We start from the raw sequence: 23145 nt of genomic DNA, 5'->3' as shown, positions 1-23145 counted from the left end.
GGACCGTGACAGGAGTACTCGTTCTCGCAGGCACCCCCATCGGCGACGTCTCGGACGCCCCGCCCCGGCTCGTCAACGAACTGGCCACGGCGGACGTGATCGCGGCCGAGGACACCCGGCGGCTGCGCCGGCTCACCCAGGCCCTGGGGGTGACCCCGGCCGGGCGGGTGGTCTCCTACTTCGAGGGCAACGAGGTCGGCCGCACCCCCGAACTGGTCGAGGCGCTGCTCGGCGGCGCCCGGGTGCTGCTGGTCACCGACGCCGGCATGCCCTCGGTCTCCGACCCCGGCTACCGGCTGGTCGCCGCCGCCGTCGCCGCCGACGTCAAGGTCACCGCGGTGCCCGGGCCCTCGGCGGTGCTCACCGCGCTCGCGCTGTCCGGCCTGCCGGTGGACCGCTTCACCTTCGAGGGATTCCTGCCGCGCAAGAACGGCGACCGCGCCCGGCAGCTCGCCACGATCGCCGCCGAGCCGCGCACCATGGTCTTCTTCGAGGCGCCGCACCGGATCGCCGAAGCGCTCACGGCGATGGCCGAGGCGTTCGGGCCCGAGCGTCCGGCCGCCGTCTGCCGCGAGCTCACCAAGACCTACGAGGAGGTCAAGCGCGGGCCGATCGGCGAACTGGCGGCCTGGGCGGCCGAGGGCGTCAAGGGCGAGATCACCGTCGTGGTCGCCGGCGCCCCGCCGGCCGCGCCCCAGGAGCTGACCCCGGCCGAGCTGGCCCGGCTGGTCGCCGTCCGCGAGGAGGCCGGGGAGCGCCGCAAGGAGGCCATCGCGGCCGTCGCGGTGGAGCTCTCGCTGCCCAAGCGGGAGGTCTTCGACGCGGTCGTGGCGGCGAAGCGGGAAGGCCTGGGAGGAGCCCCGGGACAGGGGTGAATACCGGGGGTTGCGTTGCTCACGGGGAGTCGTACCGTGGAGGGAAGGCCCCGGTAAACACCCGCTGAGCTGAAGCTTCGGTCGCGGTTTTCGGTCCCGGGGAGGCCCTTCGTATAGGGCTCCCCAACCGGCATCCAAGTCTTCACAAGTGGGGCGTCACCCGGGGATGTCCGGGCATTTCCTGGAAGGGAAAGACCCAGCCGGGCGAGCGTCCGGCGGGCGCTGGGAGACGGCCATGAGCGATGTTGTCGGTAGCCCGCGCAGTGGCAACGCACTGAGCACCGCCGGTCTGGCCGGCCGGCCGCACACTCCCGTCGAAACCGTACGGGAGGCCTACTCCTTCGCGTGCCTGCGCTGCGGGTACGGATGGGAGCAGGCGTACGACATCGAGCACCACGTGGGCAAGGACGGCCACGTCGTGTTCGAGTACCACGCCAACGGCGTCCGGGTGCCGTCCCCGCTGCTCAAGCCGACCTGCCCGGGGTGCGGCGGCCACACCGTGCGGATCATGCGCGAGGGCCGGGTGGCCACCGCCGACCAGCAGTGGCAGCACGCCCCCGGCTACCCGGCGCACGCCGAGCCGGCCGGGCCGCCCCCGGTGGCCGAGCCCGTCCGGCCGCGCGGACGCTGGGCCCGGTTCTGGTCGCGGCTGCTGGGCTGACACCGGGGCGACGAGGAGGGACCGCCCCCGGCCGGGAACAACTCGGTCGAGGGCGGTCCGCGCGCCCGACTAAGCTTTCCGACCATGGCGGCCACTGCAGACCACAGCACCACCGGGGCGACCGCCCCGGCGTACTACGTTTCCACCCCGATCTACTACGTCAACGATCGCCCGCACCTGGGCCACGCGTACACCACCGTGGCGGGCGACGTCCTCACCCGCTGGCACCGCCAGCGCGGCGAGAAGGTGTGGTACCTGACCGGCACCGACGAGCACGGTCAGAAGATCATGCGGACCGCCGAGGCGAACGGCGTCAGCCCGCAGCAGTGGTGCGACAAGCTGGTCGAGGAGGCCTGGAAGCCGCTCTGGGAGCACCTGGAGATCGCCAACGACGACTTCATCCGCACCACCGAGGAGCGGCACACCGCCCGGGTGCAGGAGTTCGTCCAGGACCTGTTCGACAAGGGCGAGATCTACAAGGGCGGCTACTCCGGCCCGTACTGCGTCGGCTGCGAGGAGTTCAAGCTCCCGGCCGAGCTGCTCGACGGCGCGACCGCGGACGAGAAGCTCTGCGCCGTGCACAAGCGGCCGGTCGAGTGGCTGGAGGAGGAGAACTACTTCTTCCGCCTCTCCGCCTACGGCCCGCGGCTGCTGGAGTTCTACGCGGCGAACCCGGACTTCATCCAGCCCGCCTCGGCCCGCAACGAGGTGCTGCGCTTCGTCGAGCAGGACCTCAAGGACCTCTCGATCTCCCGCTCCACCTTCGACTGGGGCGTCCCGCTGCCCTGGGACGAGAAGCACGTCCTGTACGTGTGGGTCGACGCGCTGCAGAACTACATCACCGCGGCCGGCTACGGCAGCGACCCGGAGCGCTTCGCCGAGCTGTGGCCCGCCTCGGTCCACCTGGTCGGCAAGGACATCCTCCGCTTCCACGCCGTCATCTGGCCCGCCATGCTGATGGCCGCCGGGCTGCCGCTGCCCAAGCGGGTCGTCGCCAACGGCTGGCTGATGGTCGGCGGCGAGAAGATGTCCAAGTCCAACCTGACCGGCATCGCGCCCACCGACCTGACCTCGCACTTCGGCGTGGACGCGTACCGCTACTACTTCCTGCGGGCGATCCCGTTCGGCACCGACGGCTCGTTCTCCTGGGAGGACTTCACCGCCCGGTACACCTCCGAGCTGGCCAACGACTTCGGCAACCTGGCCTCCCGGGTCGCCGCGATGGTCGGCAAGTACTTCGACGGGGTGCTGCCCGCCGCCACCGCCGCCGGTGACGCCGAGCAGGCCGTCGCGGACGGGCTGACCGCGGCGGTCGCCGCCGCCGACCTGAAGATCGGCGAGGAGCTGGACTTCGCCGGCGGCCTCGCGGCGATCTTCGAGTTCGTCAAGCAGGTCAACGGCTACCTCACCACCCAGGAGCCGTGGAAGGTCGCCAAGGACGAGTCCGAGGAGGGGCAGGCCCGCCTGGCCACCATCCTCTACACCGCCGCCGAGGCGCTGCGCGCCACCGCCGTGCTGCTCAACCCGGTGATGCCGTCCACCGCCGAGAAGCTGTGGGCCTCGCTGGGCGCCGAGGCCGCCGGGCTGGGCGCGCTCGGCGCGCAGACCGTCGCCACCGCGGCCGACTGGGGCCGGCTGCCCGTCGGCGCCACCGTCACCAAGGGCGAGATCCTCTTCCCGCGCCTCGAAGAGAAGCCGACCGCCTGACATGGCCGCCAAGGACGACGCCCGGTCGACCCCGCCGCCGCTGCCGGAACCCCTGGCCGTGGCGGTGGCCGACTCGCACACCCACCTCGACATGCAGTCCGGCACCCCGGCCGAGGGCCTGGCCAAGGCCGCCTCGGTCGGCGTCACCACGGTGGTCCAGGTGGGCTGCGACGTGCCCGGCTCGCGCTGGGCCGCCGAACTGGCGGCCCAGTACGAGCAGGTGCACGCGGCCGTCGCCCTGCACCCGAACGAGGCGCCGCGGATCTTCCTCGGCGACGCCGACGGCTGGTCCGGGCAGCAGCGGAAGGCCGGTGGCGCCGCCGCGCTGGACGAGGCGCTCGCCGAGATCGACCGGCTCGCCGCCCTCCCGCAGGTGGTGGCGGTCGGCGAGACCGGCCTGGACTACTTCCGCACCGGGCCGGAGGGCGTGGAGATCCAGAAGGAGTCGTTCCGCCGCCACATCGAGATGGCCAAGCGGCACGGCAAGGCCCTGGTCATCCACGACCGCGACGCCCACGAGGACGTCATCGCCGTCCTGCTGGCCGAAGGCGCCCCGGAGCGGACGGTCTTCCACTGCTACTCCGGCGACGCCGGGATGGCCAAGACCTGCGCCGAGCACGGCTGGTACCTCTCCTTCGCCGGCCCGGTCACCTTCAAGGCCAACCAGCCGCTGCGCGACGCCCTGCTCGCCACCCCGCTGGACCGGATCCTGGTCGAGACCGACGCCCCCTTCCTCACCCCGCACCCCTACCGCGGCCGCCCGAACGCCCCGTACCTGATCCCGGTCACGGTCCGCTCGATGGCCGCCACCCTGGGCCTGGCCGAGGACGAGCTGTGCACGGCCGTCGCGGCGAACACCGCCAGGGCCTTCGGGTACTGAGCCCGAGGCCGGGGCCCCGTCCGGATCGGCGCGTCCGGACGGCGGCCCCCGCGCCCGTATCCTTGGCGCGTGAGCACCACCGACCCCACCCCTGACAGCCACCTTCTGGGCGCCGCCGACATCCGGGAGCTGGCCGCCGCCTTCGGCGTGAAGCCGACCAAGCAGCGCGGGCAGAACTTCGTCATCGACGGCAACACCGTGCGGCGGATCGTCCGGGCCGCCGACGTGACGGAGCAGGACACGGTGGTGGAGGTCGGGCCCGGGCTCGGCTCGCTCACCCTGGCACTGCTGGAAGTGGCGCGGCACGTCACCGCGGTCGAGATCGACCCGGTGCTGGCGCGGCACCTGCCGGACACCGTCGCCGCCCGGATGCCGGGCAAGGCGGACTCCTTCGACCTGGTGTTCAGCGACGCCATGGAGGTCACCGAGCTGCCCGGGCCCGCGCCCACCGCGCTGGTCGCCAACCTCCCGTACAACGTCGCCGTGCCCGTCCTGCTGCACATGCTGGCGACCTTCCCCAGCATCGAGCGGACCCTGGTGATGGTGCAGAGCGAGGTCGCCGACCGGCTCGCCGCCAAGCCGGGCAACAAGGTGTACGGCGTCCCGTCGGTCAAGGCCAACTGGTACGCCGACGTGAAGCGGGCCGGCGCCATCGGGCGGAACGTCTTCTGGCCCGCCCCCAACGTCGACTCCGGGCTGGTCTCGCTGATCCGCCGCGAGCCGCCGAGGACCACCGCCAGCCGCGAGGAGGTGTTCGCGGTCGTCGACGCCGCGTTCGCCCAGCGGCGCAAGACCCTGCGCGCCGCGCTGGCCGGCTGGGCGGGCTCCGCCGCCGGGGCCGAGCAGGCGCTCGCGGCGGCCGGCATCGACCACAAGCTGCGCGGCGAGATGCTGACGGTCGAGCAGTTCGCCGCGATCGCCGAGCACAAGCCCGCCAAGGACGCCGTGTGATCACCGTACGGGTACCGGCCAAGGTCAACGTCCAGCTGGGGGTCGGCGGCCTGCGCGCCGACGGCTTCCACGACCTGGCCAACGTCTTCTTCGCGGTCGCCCTCGGGGACGAGGTCACCGCCACCGCCGGGGAAGGCGTGACACTGAGCTGCACCGGCCCGGACGCCGCCGTCGTCCCCCTCGACGACAGCAACCTCGCCGCCCGCGCCGCCCGGCTGCTCGCCGCCCACCACGGCATCGCCGACCCGGGCGTGCACCTGCACATCGCCAAGGCCATCCCGGTGGCCGGCGGCATGGCCGGCGGCAGCGCCGACGGCGCTGCGGCGCTCGTCGCCTGCGACGCGCTCTGGCAGCTGGACACCCCGCTGCCGGTGCTGCTGGAACTGGCCGCCGAACTCGGCTCCGACGTGCCGTTCGCCCTGCTCGGCGGCGTCGCGCTCGGCCGCGGCCGGGGCGAGATCCTGGAGCCGCTGACCACCGGGGGCACCTTCCACTGGGTCTTCGCGGTCGCCGAGGGCGGCCTGTCCACCCCCGCCGTGTTCCGCGAGTGCGACCGGCTGCGCGAGGAAGCCGGCACCGGCTCCAGCGACACCGACGTCCCCACCCCGGACGCCGACCCGGCGCTGCTCGCCGCCCTCGCCCACGGCGACGCCGTCGCCCTGGCCGACGCGCTCGCCAACGACCTCCAGCCCGCCGCGCTCTCGCTGCGCCCCGCACTCGCCGCCACCCTGCGCGCCGGCACCGAGGCGGGCGCGCTCGGGGCCCTGGTCTCCGGCTCCGGGCCGACCTGCGCCTTCCTGGTCAAGGACGCCGAGGCCGCCGCCGCGGTGGCCGGGGCGCTGCGGGCCTCCGGCACCTGCCGGACCGCCCACGCCACCCACGGACCGGTGCCGGGGGCCTCCCTGGCGGACTAACGCGGTGAGGGCGCTCCGGCGGGCCCATTAGGCTGGAGAGATCGGGGTGTCCCGACAGGGGCACCCGGCCGTTGAGCGGCGGACCGCCCCGCGACCGCCGAACCCAGGAGCGCAGCACACGTGGCCGTCAACCTCGCCACCATCGAGTCCGTCACGAAGGTCTACGGCACCCGCGCCCTGCTGGACGCGGTCAGCCTGGGCGTCAGCGAGGGCGACCGGATCGGCGTCGTCGGCCGCAACGGCGACGGCAAGACCACCCTGATCCGGATGCTCGCCAAGCTGGAGGAACCCGACGGCGGCCGGATCACCCACTCCGGCGGCCTCCAGATGGCCGTCCTCACCCAGCACGACTCGCTCGACCCGACGGCGACCATCCGGCACGAGGTGATCGCCGACCGGGCCGACCACGAATGGCTCGGCGACTCCCGCATCCGCGACATCATCGAGGGCCTCTTCGGCGGCCTCGACCTGCCCGGCTTCGCCGACGGCCTGGACACCGTCATCGGCCCGCTCTCCGGCGGCGAGCGCCGCCGGATCGCGCTCGCCAAGCTGCTGCTCGGCTCGCCCGACCTGATCGTCCTCGACGAGCCCACCAACCACCTCGACGTCGAGGGCATCAACTGGCTCGCCGAGCACCTCCAGAAGCGCCGCTCCGCGCTCGTCTGCGTCACCCACGACCGGTGGTTCCTCGACCAGGTCTGCACCCGCATGTGGGACGTCCAGAGCGGTGAGGTGCACGAGTACGAGGGCGGCTACTCCGACTACGTCTTCGCCCGCGCCGAGCGCTCCCGGATCGAGGCCGTCGAGGAGCAGAAGCGCCAGAACATGGCGCGCAAGGAGCTGGCCTGGCTGCGCCGCGGCGCCCCCGCCCGCACCTCCAAGCCGCGCTACCGGATCGAGGCCGCCAACGCCCTGATCGCGGACGTGCCGGACCCGCGCGACACGTCCGAGCTGATGAAGTTCGCCAACGCGCGGCTCGGCAAGACGGTCTTCGACCTGGAGGGCGTGACCGTCACCGCCGGCCCGAAGCTGCTCCTGGAGAACATCACCTGGCAGCTCGGCCCCGGCGAGCGGATCGGCCTGCTCGGCGTCAACGGCGCCGGCAAGACCTCGCTGCTGCGCGCGCTGCGCGACGCGTACACCTCCGAGGGCGACGTCCAGCCGGCGTCGGGCGTCATCAAGGTCGGCAAGACCGTGCGGCTGGCCTACCTGTCGCAGGAGGTCGCCGAGCTGGACCCGGCGACCCGGGTGCTCCAGGCCGTCGAGCAGGTCCGCTCGCGGGTCGACCTCGGCAAGGGCCGGGAGATGAGCGCCGGCCAGCTGTGCGAGCAGTTCGGCTTCGGCAAGGACAAGCAGTGGACGCCGGTCGGCGACCTGTCCGGCGGCGAGCGGCGCCGGCTCCAGCTGCTGCGGCTGCTGATGGACGAGCCCAACGTGCTGTTCCTGGACGAGCCCACCAACGACCTGGACATCGAGACGCTCAACCAGCTGGAGGACCTGCTCGACGGCTGGCCCGGCTCGATGATCGTCATCAGCCACGACCGCTTCTTCATCGAGCGCACCACGGACACCGTCCACGCGCTGCTCGGCGACCGGAAGATGCGGATGCTGCCGAACGGCGTGGACGAGTACCTGGAGCGCCGGGCCAGGATGGCCGCCGCGGCTCCCGCTGCCGCTCCGGCGGGCTCGGGTGCGGGCTCGGGTGGCGCGGCCGGTGCGGCTTCGGCCGGCGCGGGTGCCGCAGGTGGCCCGGGTGCCGAGGGCGGTGCCCCCGCGCTGTCCGGCGGGGACCTGCGGGCGGCGAAGAAGGAGATGCAGAAGCTGGAGCGGCAGATCGCCAAGCTGGACCAGAAGGAGTCCAAGCTGCACTCCCAACTCGCCGAGCACGCCGCCGACTTCTCCAAGGTCGCGGAGCTGGACGCGCAGCTGCGCGCCGTCCGGGAGGAGAAGGAGGAGCTGGAGATGGGCTGGCTGGAGCTGGCCGAGCAGGTCTGAGGCGGGTCGCCGGTCGGGCTGCTGGTCGGGCTGCCGGTCGGGGCGGCCCGCGCCGGATCACCTGCCGGGGTGGCCGCCGAGGAGCGTTTCGAGCTCCTCCGCCGCACGGCCCAGCGCACTGCGCGCCGGGTCGTGCGGGGCGGTCGGACGGGCCGCCGGGGTCGTCGGCGGGCGGTGCGCCCGGGCGGCGGCGGTCAGTTCGTCCAGCGCGCGCCGCACCCGGCCCACCTCGCCCGGGTCCGGCAGCCGGCCGCCGTACCGGATCTGCGCGGCGAAGGCCGCCACCGCGCCGCCCAGCCGCTCCAGCGCCGCCGTGGCCGGCAGCCACCGCTCGGCCAGCCGGCCGGTGGGCGGCGGCTCCGCCAGGCCCTGCTGGACCTCCCGGCGGGCGTCCGCCAGCGACCGGTAGGCCGAGCGGCGCAGCCACACCTGGGCGTTGCCGTTCCGGGCGGTGGAGTCGCCGCCGTGGTCGGCGCCGGTGGTGGCGGTGGTGGTGGCGTCCTGGACCACGGCGTCGAGGTAGGCCCGCAGCGCCGTCGTCGCGTCGACCAGCCTGGGCTCGATCCGATGGCGCGGGCGCTCCGGCCACAGCAGGTAGCCGAAGAGCAGGACGATCGCGCTGGCCAGCACGGTGTCCAGGACCCGCGGCCAGAACTCCGCGGCGCCGCTCTGCCCGCCGAGCTGGAGCAGGACCAGCGCCATCGGCGTCATCACCACGGTGTTCAGCCCGTAGTGCGCCGCCGTCGCGTACGGGAGCAGGGCCACGCAGCCCGCGGCCATCGCGGTCAGCGCCCACTCGTCGGTGGCGGCCGTGAGCAGCGCCGCGGTCACGGCCACCCCGAGCACCGTGCCGACCGAACGGCTCACCGCGCGCAGGAACACCGACCCGAGATCCGGCTTGAGCACGAAGGCGATCGTCATCGGCACCCAGTAGCTCTTGCTGAGCGGGTAGTTGGCCGTGACCGCCGAACCGACCGCGATGCACAGCGCGACGCGCAGCCCGTACCGCACCGAACCCCGCGACAGCAGCCGCGCCCGCAGCCGCCACGGGTCCGGCGGCGGCGCGGGCGCCGTACCGAGCCGGGTATCGCGGCCGGCCACCGTGTCGGCGGCGGCGCGCAGGGCCACGTCCAGGGCCTGCCGCGACGGGGTGTCCGGCCGCCAGTCGGGTACGGCGACCTCGCCGCCGCCCTGCCGCACGGCGGCCGCCAGCCGGTTCGGCACCTCGGCCACCTCCGGCGGGACCGGACGGCGGGCCCACACCAGACCGGTCGCCGCCTCGGTGGCGGCGAGGGCGGCCTCGTACATCCGGCCGCGGCGGTCCTGCGCGGTCCGGTGGTCGTCCTGTGCGGTCCGGCCGTCCCTTCTGGCCCGCTGGCTCCGCCGGTTCTGTCGGCTCCGCCGGTTCGTGCCGAGGAGGTCCTGGAGCTGGTTCAGACGGGCCGTCAGCACCTGGCGCGAGACCCCCGCCCGCGGCCCGCCCAGATCGGCGAGCGTACGGCCGAGCGCTTCGTACGCGGCGGCCAGCGCCCGGTTGCGCGGATCCGCGGCAGGCCGGTTCGGCGCACCCGCCGGCAGCCCCAGCAGCACCACGAACGCCGCCCCGACCAGCAGCATCGGCGCCGCCGCCCACCACGGCCCCGGCAGCGGCATCCCGCTGCCCAGCGCGGCCGACACCAGCAACAGCATCCCGGCCGCCGAACCGCGCGGACCCGTCGCGCTCAGCGCGCCGGAGACGAAGGCGGTCAGCGTCAGCGCGACACCCAGGACGAGACCGTCCACGTCCGCGTGCTGAAGCGCGGTGCCGATCAGCATGCCGAGCGCCGAGGCGAGGACCGCCGTCCCGATCCGGGCGGCCCGCAGCCTGCCCGGCTCGACCCGGTCGTTCATCGTCGCGTGCATCGCCCCGAGCCCGGCGAACACCCCCAGATCCAGCCGGTGCGTCAGCAGCCCCACCGTCAACGGCACCGCCATGCCCACCGCCGCCCGCACCATCAGCGCCACCGGCACCGGCGGCCGCGCGGGCCGCGCGGCACGGGCCCACCAGGGGGAAGGAGAGACGTCGGAAGAGCTCACGCGGTCACGTCCGTTCTGCGGCCTTGGGTCGCTGCTGTGCGACATTGCGCGGCAGATGGGGCGTACCGGGTCAGTCTACCCAGGGCCGCCGCGGCAGCCTCGTACGTGTCAAGTTCGTACCGATCGCGTACGGGCGGGCCAAGGTCCCTGCCGGGCCGACAGAGGTGGTGGCTACCATGACGGAGGCGAAAACCGTCCACAGGGCGGTCGGTGCTCCGACCAGGACGGTACGAACCAGAAGTTGACGGTGTGTTGCGGCACGCGGAAGCCCGGGAGGCCCGGGCGCGGCGGGCCGTACGGGGGAGAGGTGAACTGCTGTGGCAGGCAATGGTGCAACAAGTCCGGGGACGCCGACTCCTTCGGTGAGTCCGTCACCCAGTCCCACGCTGACGCCGTCGGCGAACCCTTCGCCGAGCGCTACGCCCAGTCCGTCGGCGAATCCTTCGCCGAGCGCTACGCCCAACCCATCGGCGAGTCCCGCGCCCAGTGCGTCGTCCAACCCCGCGCCCAGCGCGTCGGGCACCGACCCGAACGCTCCGGCGCCTTCCGGTGACGCGACGCCGTACATGCTGGAGCACAAGCTCCCGTGGCCTCTGGGTGGGGTCGACCTCGCTCCGTTCGTCAGCACCCTGCAGACGAACGGCAGCGCCAATGACCTGGTGGCGGCCTTCGGCAAGCAGAACGTCCAGGTCGAGCTCGACACGCTCACGACGTTCGCCGGCAAGGTCGAGGCCCTGCTCGCCGCCATGGAAGGCTCGGCGGCGGCGCCGTACAAGCTCCAGGAGCAGAAGCTGACGGGCAAGAGCTTCGCGAGCGCGGAGTTCGCCGAGGCGACGGCCCTGACCGCCGCCTACGAGAAGGTGCACGCCCAGCTCGTACAGCTGCACAAGGACCTCGCGTCGCAGATCCAGGCGATGCAGACAGCGGTTTCGCGGACGGCGAGCATCTACGGAACCAACGAGGACCACACGACGGCCGCTCAGAACGCCGTCGCGCAGAACGTGGGTGCCACCACACCGGCACCGGGGTCGGGCGACGGCAAGTACTGATGGCGGTCCGGGGAGAGTCCCACGGGGAGACGGGGAGCAAGTAGTGGCAGGCAGCACGAACTTCGAAGGAATGGAACACACCCACCTGCGCAAGATGGTGGACAGCACGGATCCGACGACGATCCTCAGCCGCGGCACCCAACTGCAGTCGGCCGGGCGGGTGCTGAAGGAACTGAGTACGGCGCTCAAGTCGCACGTCGGAAATGTCACCTGGGAAGGGCCGGCTGCCGAGAACTTCAAGACCTGGGTGAACAACCTGCAGCAGTCGGCGCAGATCATCGGCGACCACGCCACGACTGCCGGCGACGCGATGCACCAGGCCGGCGAGGCGCTCAGTACCGCCAAGGTCGCCGTGCCGGAGCCTCCGAAGACGGAGATCCAGGCGGTCAACAAGTACAACAGCCAGTCGAACCTGGTGAAGGTGCCCCAACTCGCCGTCGGTCAGTCCGTCGATGCCTACATGAAGACGGTCGACCCCAAGTGGGTGACGGGGACGGAGTTCAGCCTGGCCAAGGCGAAGGTCGAGAAGGAGCACCAGGAAGCCGTTCTCCAGATGGAGAAGCTGGCACAGGCCTACAGCGCGGCGACGACGACGCTGAACGGGATTCCCACGGACGTGGTGCTGCCGGGAACGCCTGGCGCTGGCACCGCCAAGGACGATTCGTCAACTGTCTCGGGTGGTAGTGGTGGCTCGGCCGGTTCTGGCGGCCGTGTGCGCAGCCCGCGTTCGGGTGGCGGAAGTGTCAGTGGCGGTTCCAGCCCGTCCGATGGCGGCTACGGGGGTGGCACGGTCCAGCCCCGTGACCCGGGTTCGGGCGGCCCCGGCCCGGGCAACCCGGGCAACACCCCGCCCCCGCCGCACGGCGGCGGTCAGGTGCCGCCCGCGCCGCAGGACCCGGGGACCTCGATCCCGCCGTCCTACCCGTCCGACCCGGTCAACCGTCCGGGCACCGATCTCAACAGCGTGCCCACCCTGCCGACCCTCCCGACCCAGACCGGCCCGTACGGTCCGGGCGGCGGCCAGCTGCCCACGGACGGGCCGACCACCCTCCCCGGCTACCCGAACGGGACGGGCGGCCCGAACAACGGGCCCGGCGTTCCCGGCGGCGGCGGCCCGATCACGGGCTTCCCGGGCGGACCGGGCGGCGGCACCGTCCCGACCAAGGGCGGCGGCAGCGGGTACGTCCCCGGCAAGGGCGGCGGCCAGATCCAGCCGCGGACGACCCCGTTCGGCGGCGGCCCGGGGCAGGGGAGGAGCGGTACTCCGGGACTGCCCAGCGGGACGGTCTTCGGCGCCCGCGAGGCGGGTCCGGGCGGCGGCCGGGTCGGTGGGCCCGGCGGTGCGGGCGGCATGCACCCCGGCATGGGCGGTGCCCACGGCGGCGCGGTCGGGGCCGGCGGCGGTTCGCGTGGCCGGGGCCTGTCCTCGACCACCGGCGGGACGGTCGGCGGTCGCAAGGGGCCGAGCGCGGGCGGGGAGTTCACGCCCGGCGGTACCGGCCTGCGCAACCGCGCGGCGGGCGCTGCCGAGGGCGGTGCGCAGTCCAGGCAGAACGGCATGATGGCCCCCGGGTCCTCGGGCCACGGCAGCCGGAACGAGCGCGACCGCCGCAAGCGGGCCGACTACCTGCACGAGGACGAGGAGACCTGGACGAGCGGTACGCCGCACAGCAACCCGGACGTGATTGAGTAGGACGGCAAACTGCCCGGCCACTGGGCATCCCCAGTGGCCGGGCAGGCTTGTTCGGGGCACGCTTCCCGGTCGACGGAGAGATTGACGAGGAGTTGTGATGGGGCGGACGAACGCGCGAGGGCGTTGGCGGGCTGGTGCTGCGGCACTTCTGGCGGCGGGAATCGTGGTCGGCCCGGTCGCAGCGCCCGCGGTTGCCGAGGACACGATCCGGCAGCAGCAGTGGCATCTGGAGGCCATGCACGCCCCGGAGATGTGGAAGGTCTCGAAGGGCCAGGGAATCACAGTCGCGGTGATCGACAGTGGGTTCAAGTTCGATCATCCGGACCTGGAGGGACAGTTCCTGCCGGGCCAGGATTTCAGCGGAAGTCCTGGCGGTGTGGGTTCGTTCGCGGACGGCCACGGCACGGCTATCTCCAGCTTCATCGCCGGGACGGGCAGGGGAAACGGAGGGACCGGCGCACAGGGGCTTGCGCCAGGTGTCAAGGTGCTTCCGTTGAAGATCAACACCGGTAAGGTCGGATCGGTCGTTTCGACCGACTTCCTCGGCCAGATCGGTCAGGCCGTCAATTATGCTGTCGAGCAGGGCGCCAAGGTTGTCAACATTTCGCAAGGGATTGACGCGGTAACGGCTTTCCCGGCGGATGTGGCGAAATTCAACGGGATCATCGCGGCGGCCAGGGAAAAGGGAGTCCTGGTATTCGCTGCCGTCGGGAACGAGGCCGAGAAGGGGAATCCGGTCGAGTATCCCGGCGCGCTCCCCGGGGTGATCGGCGTCGGAGCATCGGACCGGAACGGCACTGTCACGGCGGAGTCCGAGCGGGGCCCGCAGGTCGCACTCGTAGCGCCTGGAGTGGACATGATTGCGGCCTGCACATCGTCCACGGGCTACTGCAAGAGCCACGGCACGTCGGACTCGACTGCCGTGGTGTCGGCATCGGCGGCATTGGTGTGGGCGGCGCATCCGGACTGGACGGGAAACCAGGTCCTGCGGGTGCTCATCAACACCGCGGGAAAGGCGAATGACGGGGCTGGTCGCAATGACCTCATCGGCTACGGTGCGGTGCGCCCGCGTGTTGCATTGACGGATCCGGGGGACCCCGGTCCTGCCAACGTGTCGCCGCTTCCGGTCGGCTCGGTTGCGCCGACGCCAGCCCCTGCACCCTCGGTCAGTGCGTCTGCTCCTGCGTCGGCGGTGCCGGTTCCGCTGGAGAGTCCGACCGATGTCGCCGCTGGTGCACCGTCGACGCAGCCGGAGGCGGGGAAGTCGTCGGGTTCGAGCAGCACGCTGCCGATCGTGGGGGGTGCGGCGGTCGGGTTGATGCTGGTGGCGGGCGTGGTGTTCGTGGTGATGCGGCGTCGGAAGCCGGCCACGCAGCCCGAGCCGGCCCAGGTGCCGCCGGTGCCGTCGCAGCAGCCGTTGGGGGCGATGCCTCCGGTTCCATCGTCGTACCAGCCGCCGGTGCCGCCGGAGGACAATCCGTACGCGAGGTAGTCGCCTGCGTGAGCAGGGCCGTGCGCGAAGGGCGCCAGGGAAGCCTGGCGCCCTTCGCGCGTGGTGGGGGCGCGGGGGCGGTGGGGTGCGCCGGGGTCACTCGGGTGGCGGATGGTGGGGTGTGGCGGGGGTGGTGAGGGTGGTGGTATGGATGCGGAGGATGCTGGGCGGGTCGGGCAGGTGCGGCGGGCGGCGGCTGCGGCGCTGATCGGGACGGCGATCGAGTTCTACGACTTCTTCCTTTACGGGACGGCGGCCGCGTTGGTGTTCGGGCCGGTGTTCTTTCCCGGGCTGGGCACGGTGGGGGCGTTGCTGGCGGCGTTCTCGGTGTACGCGGTGGCGTTCTTGGCCCGGCCGGTGGGGGCGGTGGTGTTCGGGCACTTCGGGGACCGGGTGGGGCGGCGGGCGACGTTGGTGGTGTCGTTGCTGCTGATGGGGCTGGCGACGGCGGGGGTGGGGCTGTTGCCGGGGTTCGGGGTGTGGGGGTGGTGGGCGCCGGCGGTGCTGGTGGTGCTGCGGGTGTGTCAGGGCGTCGGCTTGGGCGGGGAGTGGGGCGGGGCGGCGCTGTTGATCGCGGAGAACGCGCCGGCCGGGCGGCGGGGGCGGTACGGGGGGTTCCTGCAGCTGGGGCCGACGATCGGGTTCGTGCTGGCGAACGGGGTGTTCCTGGCGTTGCAACTCGTCCTGGACGAGGGGGAGTTCCGCGCGTGGGGTTGGCGGGTGCCGTTCCTGGCCTCGTTCGTCATGGTCGCGGTGGGGTTGTTCGTCCGGCTGCGGGTCGAGGAGTCGCCGCTGTTCCGGACGGGGGTGCGGCGGGAGCGGCTGCCGGTGCTGGAGGTGCTGCGCGAGCACTGGCGCCCGGTGTTGGCGGGCGGTGGGGCGATCACGGTGGGGTACGCGCTGTTCTACCTGACCACGACGTACGCCCTGGCGTACGCGACCACCGGGCTCGGGGTGGCGAGCACGCTGGTGCTGTCGATGCTGCTGGTGGGCGCGGCGGGCATGGCCGCGACGGTGTGGCTGAGTGCCTCGTGCAGTGACCGGTGGGGGCGGCGGCGGACGCTGCGGTGGGCGACGGGCCTGGCCGCGGTCTGGTCGCTGGTGCTGTTCCCGCTGCTGGAGACGGTGAGCCGGCCGCTGATGTTCGTGGCGCTGGCGGGGGCGATGGTGGTGCTGGGCGCCATGTTCGGGCCGTTGGCGGCGTTCCTGCCGGAGCTGTTCCCGACCCGGGTGCGCTACACGGGCGCGGCGTTGACGTACAACCTGGGCGGGGTGGTCGGCGGGGCGACGACGCCGCTGGTGGCCACCCGGCTGACCGGGGCGTACGGGACGGCGCAGCCGGTGGGCTGGTACCTGGCGGTGCTGGGTGTGCTGGCCCTGGGGTGTCTGCGGATGCTGCCGGAGAACACCGGTGCGGAGCTCGGGTCGGTGGGCGGTTCGGTGGATGGCCTGGTGGACGGGTCCGCGGACGGCGAACGCCGCCGGGCGCCCCGGTTGGGGGCGGACCCGGCGGCGTAGTCGCCCGTGGGCGGACGCGGTAGCCCGGTGCTCAGCCGGCCAGGGCGGCGCGGCCGGCCAGCACGACGGCGGTGTGCCGGGCGACGCGCTCACCGAGGTGCTCGGCGGTGGCGATGTCGGCCTTGTGGACGGCCTCCGGGCCGGCGTCGGACGGGGAGGAGGCGGCGGCGCCGTTGAAGAAGCCGAGCCGGTTGAGGTCGTTCTCGGAGGCGGTGGTGGCGTTCCAGCCGGGCTTGAGGCCGAGGTTGACCCAGCTCATGCCGTGTTGGGCGGCGAGGGTCTGGAAGAAGGCGAGGGTGCCCGCCTTGTCGCCGCTCTTGGAGGCGGAGTTGGTGAAGCCGGCCGCGACCTTGTCCTTCCAGGCGTCGGTGAACCAGCGCTTGCTGGTGGCCTCGGCGAAGACGTGGAAGGCGCCGGAGGCGGTGCCCATGTAGGTGGGGGAGCCGAAGACGATCGCGTCGGCGGCGTCCAGCTGCGCCCACTGCTCCTCGGTGATGGTGTCGACGGCGATCGGGACGACCTCGGCACCTGCGGCGGCGGCGCCGCGGGCGACGGCCTCGGCGATCACGGCGGTGTGGCCGTAGCCGGAGTGGTAGGCGAGGGCGACGGTCGGACGGACGGCGGTCATGCGGCACTCCAGGGGGACGGGCGCGGGCCGGCGGCCAGCGTGGGAACGGGACGGGACGGGGCAGGGCGGGGCCGGGCGCACCGAGGTGGTCCGCAGCCCCGGCCTCGGCTGGTCTCCAATATAGACCAGGTCTCTATTGGTTACCAAGGGTGGATTGGAGACCTCGGGACTACCCTGGAGGCATGACGACGGAGGAAGCGGCCCGGGTCCGGCCCGGCCACCCCGCGGAGCGGGACGAGCAGGACGAGCGGAACGGGCAGGAAGGTCGGGACGAGCCGGACGAGCAGGACGAGCAGGGCGGGCAGGAGTACGACGTGTTCGCCCGGCTCTGTCCCAGCCGCGACGTGTTCGCGGAGCTGGCCGACAAGTGGTCGATGCTGATCCTGATGAGCCTCCTCGGCTGCGGGCCGCAGCGCTTCTCCGAACTCCAGCGCGGGGTCGGCGGGGTCAGCCGCAAGATGCTCACCCAGTCCCTGCGCAACCTGGAGCGCAGCGGACTGGTGCTCCGTACGGTCTTCCCGGAGACGCCGCCGCGGGTGGTCTACGACCTGCTGCCGCTCGGCCGTGAACTGGCCGAGCTGCTCGCGCCGGTCGGCCGGTGGGCGGAGCACCGCGCCGGGCGGATGGTGGTGGCCCGCGAGGAGTTCGACGCGGCCCACGGCGAGGACTGAGCCGGCCGCGGCGAGGGCAGGACCGCCCCGCGCCGTGGGGTCGGATCGGCCGATGGCGAGGGCCGGACCGGCGGAGCGCTCCGGGCGGAGGCCGATTTCCCTTCCCGGCCCGGAGCCGTGTAATGTCTTCCTTGTTCGAGCGGCCGGGAGAAACACCCGGACAAGCGAGCAAGCCCCTATAGCTCAGTCGGTAGAGCGTCTCCATGGTAAGGAGAAGGTCTGCGGTTCGATTCCGCATGGGGGCTCCACTGAAAGACCCTCGCCTGGCGGCGGGGGTCTTTCGCGTTCTCCGGCCGGTTCCGTACCGCCGATGCGCCCCGGCCTAGCGGGTCGGGTACGGAATGCGCTGTGATGGTGCGTCATCGGCCGCCCGCCCGAGGGGTGCGGGCGCGAGCCGGACCCCGACCTGGAGGGCGTCATGGGTGTTCGACTCGTGGTGGTGGACGACCACCGGCTGCTGGCCGAGGCGCTGGCCACCGCACTTCAACTGCGCGGCCACCGGGTGCTCGCGGTCGGTTCCCCGGCCGGCGTCGCCGCCGATCTGGTGGTCGGACGGCGGCCCGAGGTCTGTCTGCTGGGGGTGGCCGCGCCGGGGGAGTCGGGGGCCTTCGACGGGTTGCGCCGGATCCGCCGGGAGCGGCCCGAGGTGGCCGTGATCGTGCTCGGTCCGGTGGGTGAACTGCGCGGAGTGGCAGGGGCGTTCGCGGCCGGTGCGGCCGGGTACGTGCCCAGTGACGAGCGGATCGAGGTGGTCGAGCGGGCCATCGGGCGGGCGCGCGCGGGCGAGGCCGCGGTCGCGGTGGACATCCTGCGCGGGGCCTTCGACCAACTGCTGCGCCCGGCGGTCGAGCCGGACGACGAGGCCGTCCGGCTGCTGCGGCTGCTGACCCGCCGTGAGGTGCAGGTGCTGGCCCGGATCGCGGACGGCGAGGACACCGCGGCGATCGCCTCCGGGATGCGGATCGCCGCGAGCACCGCCCGGACGCACGTCCAGCGGGTGCTGATGAAGCTCGGTGCGCGGACCCGCCTGGAGGCGGCCGCGGTGGCGGCGCGCACCGGCCTGCTGGAGCGGATGGCCGGCGGCTGAGGACTTGGTGAGAAGGCTGGAAGCAGTCGCCCGTGTGGCGCGGAGCACCCCGGTGGCATTGGGAGAATGACCCCAGTCGTACGCATTCCGTCGATGGCTTCCGCCCGAACGGGCGGACCGTCGTTCGCTGGAGGTCGCAACATGAGTAAGTACCTGGTCACGGGTGGCGCCGGCTACGTCGGCAGTGTGGTCGCCGCCCACCTGCTGGAGGCGGGTCACCAAGTGACCGTCCTGGACGACCTCTCCACCGGTTTCCGCGAGGGTGTCCCGGCCGGTGCCGAGTTCGTCGAGGGCCGGATCCAGGAGGCCGGCAAGGTGCTGGACGGCTCCTTCGACGGCGTGCTGCACTTCGCCGCCTCCTCGCAGGTCGGCGAGTCGGTCGCGGACCCGGAGAAGTACTGGCGCAACAACGTGGCCGGCTCGCTGGAGCTGATCAGCGCGATGCGCGCGTCGGGTGTGCGCAAGCTGGTGTTCTCCTCCACCGCCGCCACCTACGGCGAGCCGGAGGCCGTGCCGATCGCCGAGACCGCCCGCACCGCGCCGACCAACACCTACGGCGCCACCAAGCTCGCCGTGGACCACCTGATCACCGGTGAGGCCGTCGCCCACGGCCTGGCCGCCGTCTCGCTGCGGTACTTCAACGTGGCCGGTGCGTACGGCAGTTCGTCCGGTGTCGCCTTCGGTGAGCGGCACGACCCCGAGTCGCATCTGATCCCGCTGGTCTTCCAGGCCGCCCTGGGGCAGCGTCCGCACATCGCGGTGTACGGCGACGACTACCCGACCCCGGACGGCACCTGCATCCGCGACTACATCCACGTCGCAGACCTGGCCGAGGCGCACCTGCTGGCGCTGGACGCGGCCGAGCCGGGCGAGCACCTGATCTGCAACCTGGGCAACGGCAGCGGCTTCTCGGTGCACGAGGTGATCGAGTCGGTCCAGCGCGTCACCGGCCGGGAGATCCCGGTGCGGGTCGAGGGCCGCCGGGCCGGTGACCCGGCGGTGCTGGTGGCCTCGGCCGCCCGTGCCCACGAGGCGCTGGGCTGGACCCCGCGCCGCCCGAACCTGGACGAGATCGTCGCCGACGCCTGGAAGTTCACCCTGGCGAAGAACGGCGGGTGAGTGACGGCCGGTGAGCGGCGGTCGGTGAGTGACGGCCGGTGAGCAACGGCCGGCGGGCGACGGCCGGACCGGCCGCCGCGGGCCGCTGCTCCCGGGGTCTCCCGGGCCTCCCGGAGCCTCCGGGGGCGGCGCCCGGAACGGCCATCGGGTGGTCCAAGTCCGGTCACTCACGCATCTTCTGACGAAACTTCACCGAATCGCCACGAGCGCGTTTCCCGCCCCGTAGGCTGAGTGCGGTACCGGTGGGGGCCGGCGACCGTTCGGCCTCACCGGCCACCGGTGGGCGGGCGGAACGGCGGGTCCGGAACGCGGATGCCGGGCCGGTCCCCGTCCCCGGGCTCGGGCGGTCTGAGCAGGGGGAGGGACTATGGGGCGGATTCGCGTCCTGGTGGTCGACGACCATCGGATCTTCGCCGAGGCGCTGGCCGCGGCACTGGCCGCCGAGCCGGACGTGGAGGTGGGGGCGGCGGGCAGCGCGGCCGCCGCCGAGCGGGCCTTGGAACGTGCGGCCGGCGAGGGCCGGGCCTACGACGTGGCACTGATCGACGCCGACCTCGGCGTCGAGGCTTCGGGTGCCGGCGCCGCCGCCGGTGCGGCCGGGCCGATCGGAACAGCGGGCCCGGCCGGATTACCCGGCGGGCCCGGAGCGGCCGGTCCGTACGGAGGCTCCGGTCCGTACGGTGCCGCCGGTCCGTACGGAGGCCCCGGTCCGCACGGTGCGTCGGGAGTACTGGGAGCGCCGGGAGCACCGGGGGTATCGGGAGTCGGAGCGCACGCCCGCCGCCGGCCCGCCGCGGAGCACGGCGACGAGGCCCGGCGCGGTCGTGCCGCCCCGCCCGTGCCGCAGCCGCGCCGGGCGGCCGTACCGCCGGGGCCGCCGGTTCCGCTGTCGGGCGGCCTGCCGCCGGTCGCCCGGTCCGCGGTGGACCCGCTGCGGGGCGACCAGCTCAGACCCTCCGCCCAGCCGCCCGACGGCATCACCCTGCTGGCCCGCCTCCGCCGCGCCCATCCCGGACTGCGCGCGATCGTCCTGGCCACCGCCGACGACCCGCACCGCGCCGCCCGCGCCCTGCACGCGGGCGCCACCGGCTGGGTGGCGAAGGAGAGTTCGCTGGCCCGGCTGCTCGCGGTGGTCCGGGGGGTGCTGCGGGACGAGACGCACCTGCCGCCCGCGCTGCTCACCGGGGTGATCCGCGAGCTCACCACCGCCCGGCGGGACCGCACCGAGAGCGAGCGGCTGGTGGACACCCTGACCCCGCGGGAGAAGCAGATCCTGCGCTGCATGGTCGCGGGCCTCGGCCGGCAGGCCGTCGCGGAGCGGCTCTACCTGTCGCCGCACACCGTCCGGACGCACATGCAGAACGTGCTGGGCAAGCTCGGGGTGCACTCCACGCTGGCGGCCGTCGCGGTGGCCCGCCGGGCCGGGGTCAGTCCGGCCGAGCCGGCCGTGCCCGCGCCGCCCTCGGTGGTCGGCACCGTCGAACGGTCCTGAGCCGGGACCCGCGAGGCGGCCCCACGGGCCGGGACCCGCGAGGCGGGCCCACAGGTCGGGAGGCGGGAGCCGTCGTCAGCCCGGGATGTTGTCGAACGGGGCGACCAGCACCCGCAGCAGCGCGGCGAGTTCGGTCTGCTGGCCGGAGGTGAGCTGGGCGAGCAGTTCGCGCTCGTGCGCGAGCAGTCCGGCGAGCGCCTGGTCGGCGCGGTCGCGGCCGTCGTCGGTGAGCCGGACCAGTACGCCGCGCCGGTCGTCCGGGTCGGGCAGGCGCTTGACCAGGCCCTTGCCGGTGAGCCGGTCGATCCGGTTGGTCATGGTGCCGGAGGTGACCAGGGTCTGGGTGAGCAGTTGGCCGGGGGAGAGCTGGTAGGGGGAGCCGGCCCGCCGAAGGGCGGTCAGGACGTCGAACTCCCAGGGCTCCAGGCCGTGCTCGGCGAAGGCGGTGCGGCGGGCGCGGTCCAGGTGCCGGGCGAGCCGGCTGACCCGGCTGAGCACCTCCAGCGGCTCCACGTCGAGGTCGGGGCGCTCCCGGCGCCACGCTGCGACCAGCCTGTCGACCTCGTCCTCCATGACGATCAGTGTATCGGTGGATGTGTCGATGTGAAGTCTCTTGACATCGAGAAATGTGCCAGTGAGGCTAACGCGAGATATCTTGATGTCGAGATACCTGCGAGGTGAACCGTGACCACCCCCGTCTGGGACCCGGCGCAGTACCTGCGCTTCGCCGACGAACGCACCCGCCCGCTGCGCGACCTGCTCGCCCGCGTCCCCGCCCTACCGCACCCCGGTGCCGAGGTGATCCTGGACATCGGATGCGGCCCCGGCAACTCCACCGCCGTGCTGCGCGAGCGCTGGCCGCGGGCCCGCCTCACCGGCGTCGACAACTCCGCCCCGATGCTGGCCGCCGCCCGCAGTGAGGGCGAGCCCGACGCCGAGTACCTGCTCGCCGACGCCCGCGACTACGACCCGGCCCCGGCCGGGCCCGACCTGATCGTCTCCAACGCCACCCTCCAGTGGGTGGACGGACACCTGGCGCTGCTGCCGCGCTGGGCGGACGCCCTCGAACCCGGCGGGGTGCTCGCCTTCCAGGTGCCCGGCAACTTCGACGCCCCCAGCCACACCCTGCTCGCCGACCTGGGCCGCAGCGCCCGCTGGCGGGACGCGCTCGGCGAGGAGGCCGTACGGGCCGGCGTCCATCCGCCCGAGCGCTACCTCGACGCCCTGGCCGCCGCCGGCTGCCGCCCGGACGTCTGGGAGACCACCTACCTGACCCTTCTGCCGGGGCCGGACCCGGTCCTGGAATGGGTCAAGGGCACCGCGCTGCGCCCGGTCCTCACCCGGCTCGCCGACCCGGCGGACCGGGCGGCCTTCCTCGCCGAGTACGGGCGGCTGCTGCGCGAGGCCTATCCGGCCGGGCCGCACGGGACGGTGTTCCCGTTCCGGCGGATCTTCGCCGTGGGGACCGGGCGGTCGGGCTGAGCCGGGCGGGCCGTGGCCGGGCCGGGGCGTTCCGGCCCCGGCCGGTCAGGCCGTGCGCTCGCCGACCAGCCTCGGGTGCCGCTCCAGGCCCTCCAGCCCGTGCCAGGCGAGGTTCACCAGGTGCGCCGCCACCGTCGCCTTGTCCGGCTTGCGGACCTCCAGCCACCACTGCCCGGTCAGCGCGACCATCCCGACCAGCATCTGCGAGTACATCGGGGCCAGCCGGGCGTCGAAGCCGCGGGACTTGAACTCCAGGCCCAGGATGTCCTCGACCTGCGTGGCGATGTCGCTGATCAGCGAGGCGAAGGTGCCGGTCGACTGGGCGACCGGGGAGTCCCGGACCAGGATCCGGAAGCCGTCCGTCGAGGTGTCGATGTAGTCCATCAGCGCGAAGGCCGCCTGCTCCAGCAGCTCGCGCGAGTGCCCGCCGGTCAGGGCCCCGGTCACCATGTCCAGCAGCAGCTGCATCTCGCGGTCGACGACCACCGCGTACAGCCCCTCCTTGCCGCCGAAGTGCTCGTACACCACGGGCTTGGACACCCCGGCGCGCTCGGCGATCTCCTCCACCGAGGTGCCGTCGTAGCCGCGTTCGGCGAAGACCGTCCGGCCGATCTCCAGCAGCTGCTCGCGCCGCTGCTTGCCGGTCATCCTGACCCGGCCGCCGCGGCGGCGCGGGGCCGCGGTCGAGCCGCCGCCGGCGCCCCGGTCCGGACCCCCGTCGCCGGTGCCGGCCGCCGGTGCAGCGGCCCGCGGGAAGAGGGGAGTGCCCCTCGGCGGAATAGCCCCCTCGCGCGCCCTTGTTCCTTCGTCTCTCTTCGCTCCTTTTCCCCTCCCCCCCCCCCCCCCCCCATACCC

The 23145-nt window shown here is 73.4% G+C and carries 21 protein-coding genes and 1 tRNA gene; 18 read left to right on the top strand and 4 right to left on the bottom strand.

Annotated elements, in window-relative coordinates; translation table 11 throughout:
• Window positions 1-5 precede the first annotated feature (5 nt).
• The 7 genes from rsmI (at window position 6) to ACFVGO_RS34000 (ending at window position 7983) form a co-directional block, all read left to right on the top strand.
• Window positions 6-875 (top strand): 16S rRNA (cytidine(1402)-2'-O)-methyltransferase, encoded by an 870-nt coding sequence (gene rsmI / locus ACFVGO_RS34030; RefSeq protein ID WP_359899763.1) that lies wholly within the window; start codon window positions 6-8, stop codon window positions 873-875.
• A gap of 235 nt (window positions 876-1110) precedes the next feature.
• Window positions 1111-1536: a hypothetical protein gene (locus tag ACFVGO_RS34025; protein ID WP_359899761.1), complete on the top strand. Its 426-nt coding sequence runs from the start codon at window positions 1111-1113 to the stop codon at window positions 1534-1536.
• Between the two features lie 84 nt (window positions 1537-1620).
• Window positions 1621-3243 (top strand): methionine--tRNA ligase, encoded by a 1623-nt coding sequence (metG, locus tag ACFVGO_RS34020; RefSeq protein ID WP_359899760.1) that lies wholly within the window; start codon window positions 1621-1623, stop codon window positions 3241-3243.
• A 1-nt stretch (window position 3244) separates the two neighbouring features.
• Entirely contained in the window at window positions 3245-4123 is an 879-nt protein-coding gene (locus tag ACFVGO_RS34015) for a TatD family hydrolase (protein ID WP_359899758.1), read from the top strand.
• Between the two features lie 69 nt (window positions 4124-4192).
• Complete coding sequence (gene rsmA, locus ACFVGO_RS34010) at window positions 4193-5074, top strand: 16S rRNA (adenine(1518)-N(6)/adenine(1519)-N(6))-dimethyltransferase RsmA (RefSeq protein WP_359899756.1); 882 nt, start codon at window positions 4193-4195, stop codon at window positions 5072-5074.
• Complete coding sequence (locus ACFVGO_RS34005) at window positions 5071-5988, top strand: 4-(cytidine 5'-diphospho)-2-C-methyl-D-erythritol kinase (RefSeq protein ID WP_359899754.1); 918 nt, start codon at window positions 5071-5073, stop codon at window positions 5986-5988. The genes rsmA and ACFVGO_RS34005 overlap by 4 nt, the downstream gene beginning before the upstream one ends.
• A gap of 120 nt (window positions 5989-6108) precedes the next feature.
• The gene (locus ACFVGO_RS34000; RefSeq protein WP_380635980.1) at window positions 6109-7983 is read left to right on the top strand and encodes an ABC-F family ATP-binding cassette domain-containing protein; all 1875 of its coding nucleotides are present in this window, start codon (window positions 6109-6111) and stop codon (window positions 7981-7983) included.
• Between the two features lie 57 nt (window positions 7984-8040).
• Here the strand turns inward: ACFVGO_RS34000 and ACFVGO_RS33995 are convergent, their stop codons facing one another.
• Window positions 8041-10059 (bottom strand): FUSC family protein, encoded by a 2019-nt coding sequence (locus tag ACFVGO_RS33995; RefSeq protein WP_380635978.1) that lies wholly within the window; start codon window positions 10057-10059, stop codon window positions 8041-8043.
• A 307-nt stretch (window positions 10060-10366) separates the two neighbouring features.
• On the opposite strand from ACFVGO_RS33995, the gene ACFVGO_RS33990 reads away from it, so the two are divergent.
• The 5 genes from ACFVGO_RS33990 to ACFVGO_RS33970 all read left to right on the top strand — a co-directional run bounded on the left by ACFVGO_RS33990 (window position 10367) and on the right by ACFVGO_RS33970 (window position 15811).
• Window positions 10367-10612, top strand: coding sequence for a hypothetical protein (locus tag ACFVGO_RS33990; RefSeq protein ID WP_380635976.1), 246 nt, complete (start codon window positions 10367-10369; stop codon window positions 10610-10612).
• A 13-nt stretch (window positions 10613-10625) separates the two neighbouring features.
• Window positions 10626-11108 carry a hypothetical protein gene (locus tag ACFVGO_RS33985; RefSeq protein ID WP_380354720.1) on the top strand — a complete coding sequence of 161 codons (483 nt, stop codon included), beginning with the start codon at window positions 10626-10628 and terminating at the stop codon, window positions 11106-11108.
• 70 nt (window positions 11109-11178) lie between these two features.
• Window positions 11179-12801: a WXG100 family type VII secretion target gene (locus ACFVGO_RS33980; protein ID WP_380635974.1), complete on the top strand. Its 1623-nt coding sequence runs from the start codon at window positions 11179-11181 to the stop codon at window positions 12799-12801.
• A gap of 97 nt (window positions 12802-12898) precedes the next feature.
• Window positions 12899-14293 carry a S8 family serine peptidase gene (locus ACFVGO_RS33975; protein ID WP_380635972.1) on the top strand — a complete coding sequence of 465 codons (1395 nt, stop codon included), beginning with the start codon at window positions 12899-12901 and terminating at the stop codon, window positions 14291-14293.
• 147 nt (window positions 14294-14440) lie between these two features.
• Window positions 14441-15811 (top strand): MFS transporter, encoded by a 1371-nt coding sequence (locus ACFVGO_RS33970; RefSeq protein ID WP_380635970.1) that lies wholly within the window; start codon window positions 14441-14443, stop codon window positions 15809-15811.
• A 31-nt stretch (window positions 15812-15842) separates the two neighbouring features.
• Here ACFVGO_RS33970 and ACFVGO_RS33965 read toward each other — a convergent pair whose 3' ends face one another.
• Entirely contained in the window at window positions 15843-16439 is a 597-nt protein-coding gene (locus tag ACFVGO_RS33965; protein ID WP_359899739.1) for a flavodoxin family protein, read from the bottom strand.
• Window positions 16440-16621: 182 nt separating this feature from the next.
• On the opposite strand from ACFVGO_RS33965, the gene ACFVGO_RS33960 reads away from it, so the two are divergent.
• The 5 genes from ACFVGO_RS33960 (at window position 16622) to ACFVGO_RS33940 (ending at window position 20808) form a co-directional block, all read left to right on the top strand.
• On the top strand, window positions 16622-17110 hold the full coding sequence (locus ACFVGO_RS33960; protein WP_380635968.1) for a winged helix-turn-helix transcriptional regulator: 489 nt from the start codon (window positions 16622-16624) through the stop codon (window positions 17108-17110).
• Window positions 17111-17282: 172 nt separating this feature from the next.
• Window positions 17283-17358 (top strand) — tRNA-Thr (locus ACFVGO_RS33955).
• Window positions 17359-17528: 170 nt separating this feature from the next.
• Complete coding sequence (locus ACFVGO_RS33950) at window positions 17529-18197, top strand: response regulator transcription factor (RefSeq protein WP_359899735.1); 669 nt, start codon at window positions 17529-17531, stop codon at window positions 18195-18197.
• 141 nt (window positions 18198-18338) lie between these two features.
• A complete protein-coding gene (galE, locus tag ACFVGO_RS33945; protein WP_380635965.1) occupies window positions 18339-19316 on the top strand; it encodes a UDP-glucose 4-epimerase GalE in 978 nt (325 codons plus the stop codon).
• Window positions 19317-19812: 496 nt separating this feature from the next.
• A complete protein-coding gene (locus ACFVGO_RS33940) occupies window positions 19813-20808 on the top strand; it encodes a LuxR C-terminal-related transcriptional regulator (RefSeq protein ID WP_380635993.1) in 996 nt (331 codons plus the stop codon).
• Between the two features lie 75 nt (window positions 20809-20883).
• Here ACFVGO_RS33940 and ACFVGO_RS33935 read toward each other — a convergent pair whose 3' ends face one another.
• A complete protein-coding gene (locus tag ACFVGO_RS33935; protein WP_049660288.1) occupies window positions 20884-21381 on the bottom strand; it encodes a MarR family winged helix-turn-helix transcriptional regulator in 498 nt (165 codons plus the stop codon).
• Window positions 21382-21492: 111 nt separating this feature from the next.
• Here ACFVGO_RS33935 and ACFVGO_RS33930 point away from each other — a divergent pair, with 111 nt between their 5' ends.
• Window positions 21493-22290 (top strand): methyltransferase domain-containing protein, encoded by a 798-nt coding sequence (locus ACFVGO_RS33930; protein WP_380635963.1) that lies wholly within the window; start codon window positions 21493-21495, stop codon window positions 22288-22290.
• Window positions 22291-22335: 45 nt separating this feature from the next.
• Here the strand turns inward: ACFVGO_RS33930 and ACFVGO_RS33925 are convergent, their stop codons facing one another.
• Window positions 22336-22938, bottom strand: a complete 603-nt coding sequence (locus tag ACFVGO_RS33925; RefSeq protein WP_359899730.1) for a TetR/AcrR family transcriptional regulator — start codon at window positions 22936-22938, stop codon at window positions 22336-22338.
• Between the last annotated feature and the right edge of the window lie 207 nt (window positions 22939-23145).

Origin of the sequence: Kitasatospora sp. NPDC057738, from assembly GCF_042798815.1 — a bacterium.
GTDB lineage: Bacteria > Actinomycetota > Actinomycetes > Streptomycetales > Streptomycetaceae > Kitasatospora > Kitasatospora lactacystinica.
The sequence above is the reverse complement of the archived record's forward strand: the minus strand, read 5'-3'. Positions and strand labels throughout refer to the sequence as shown.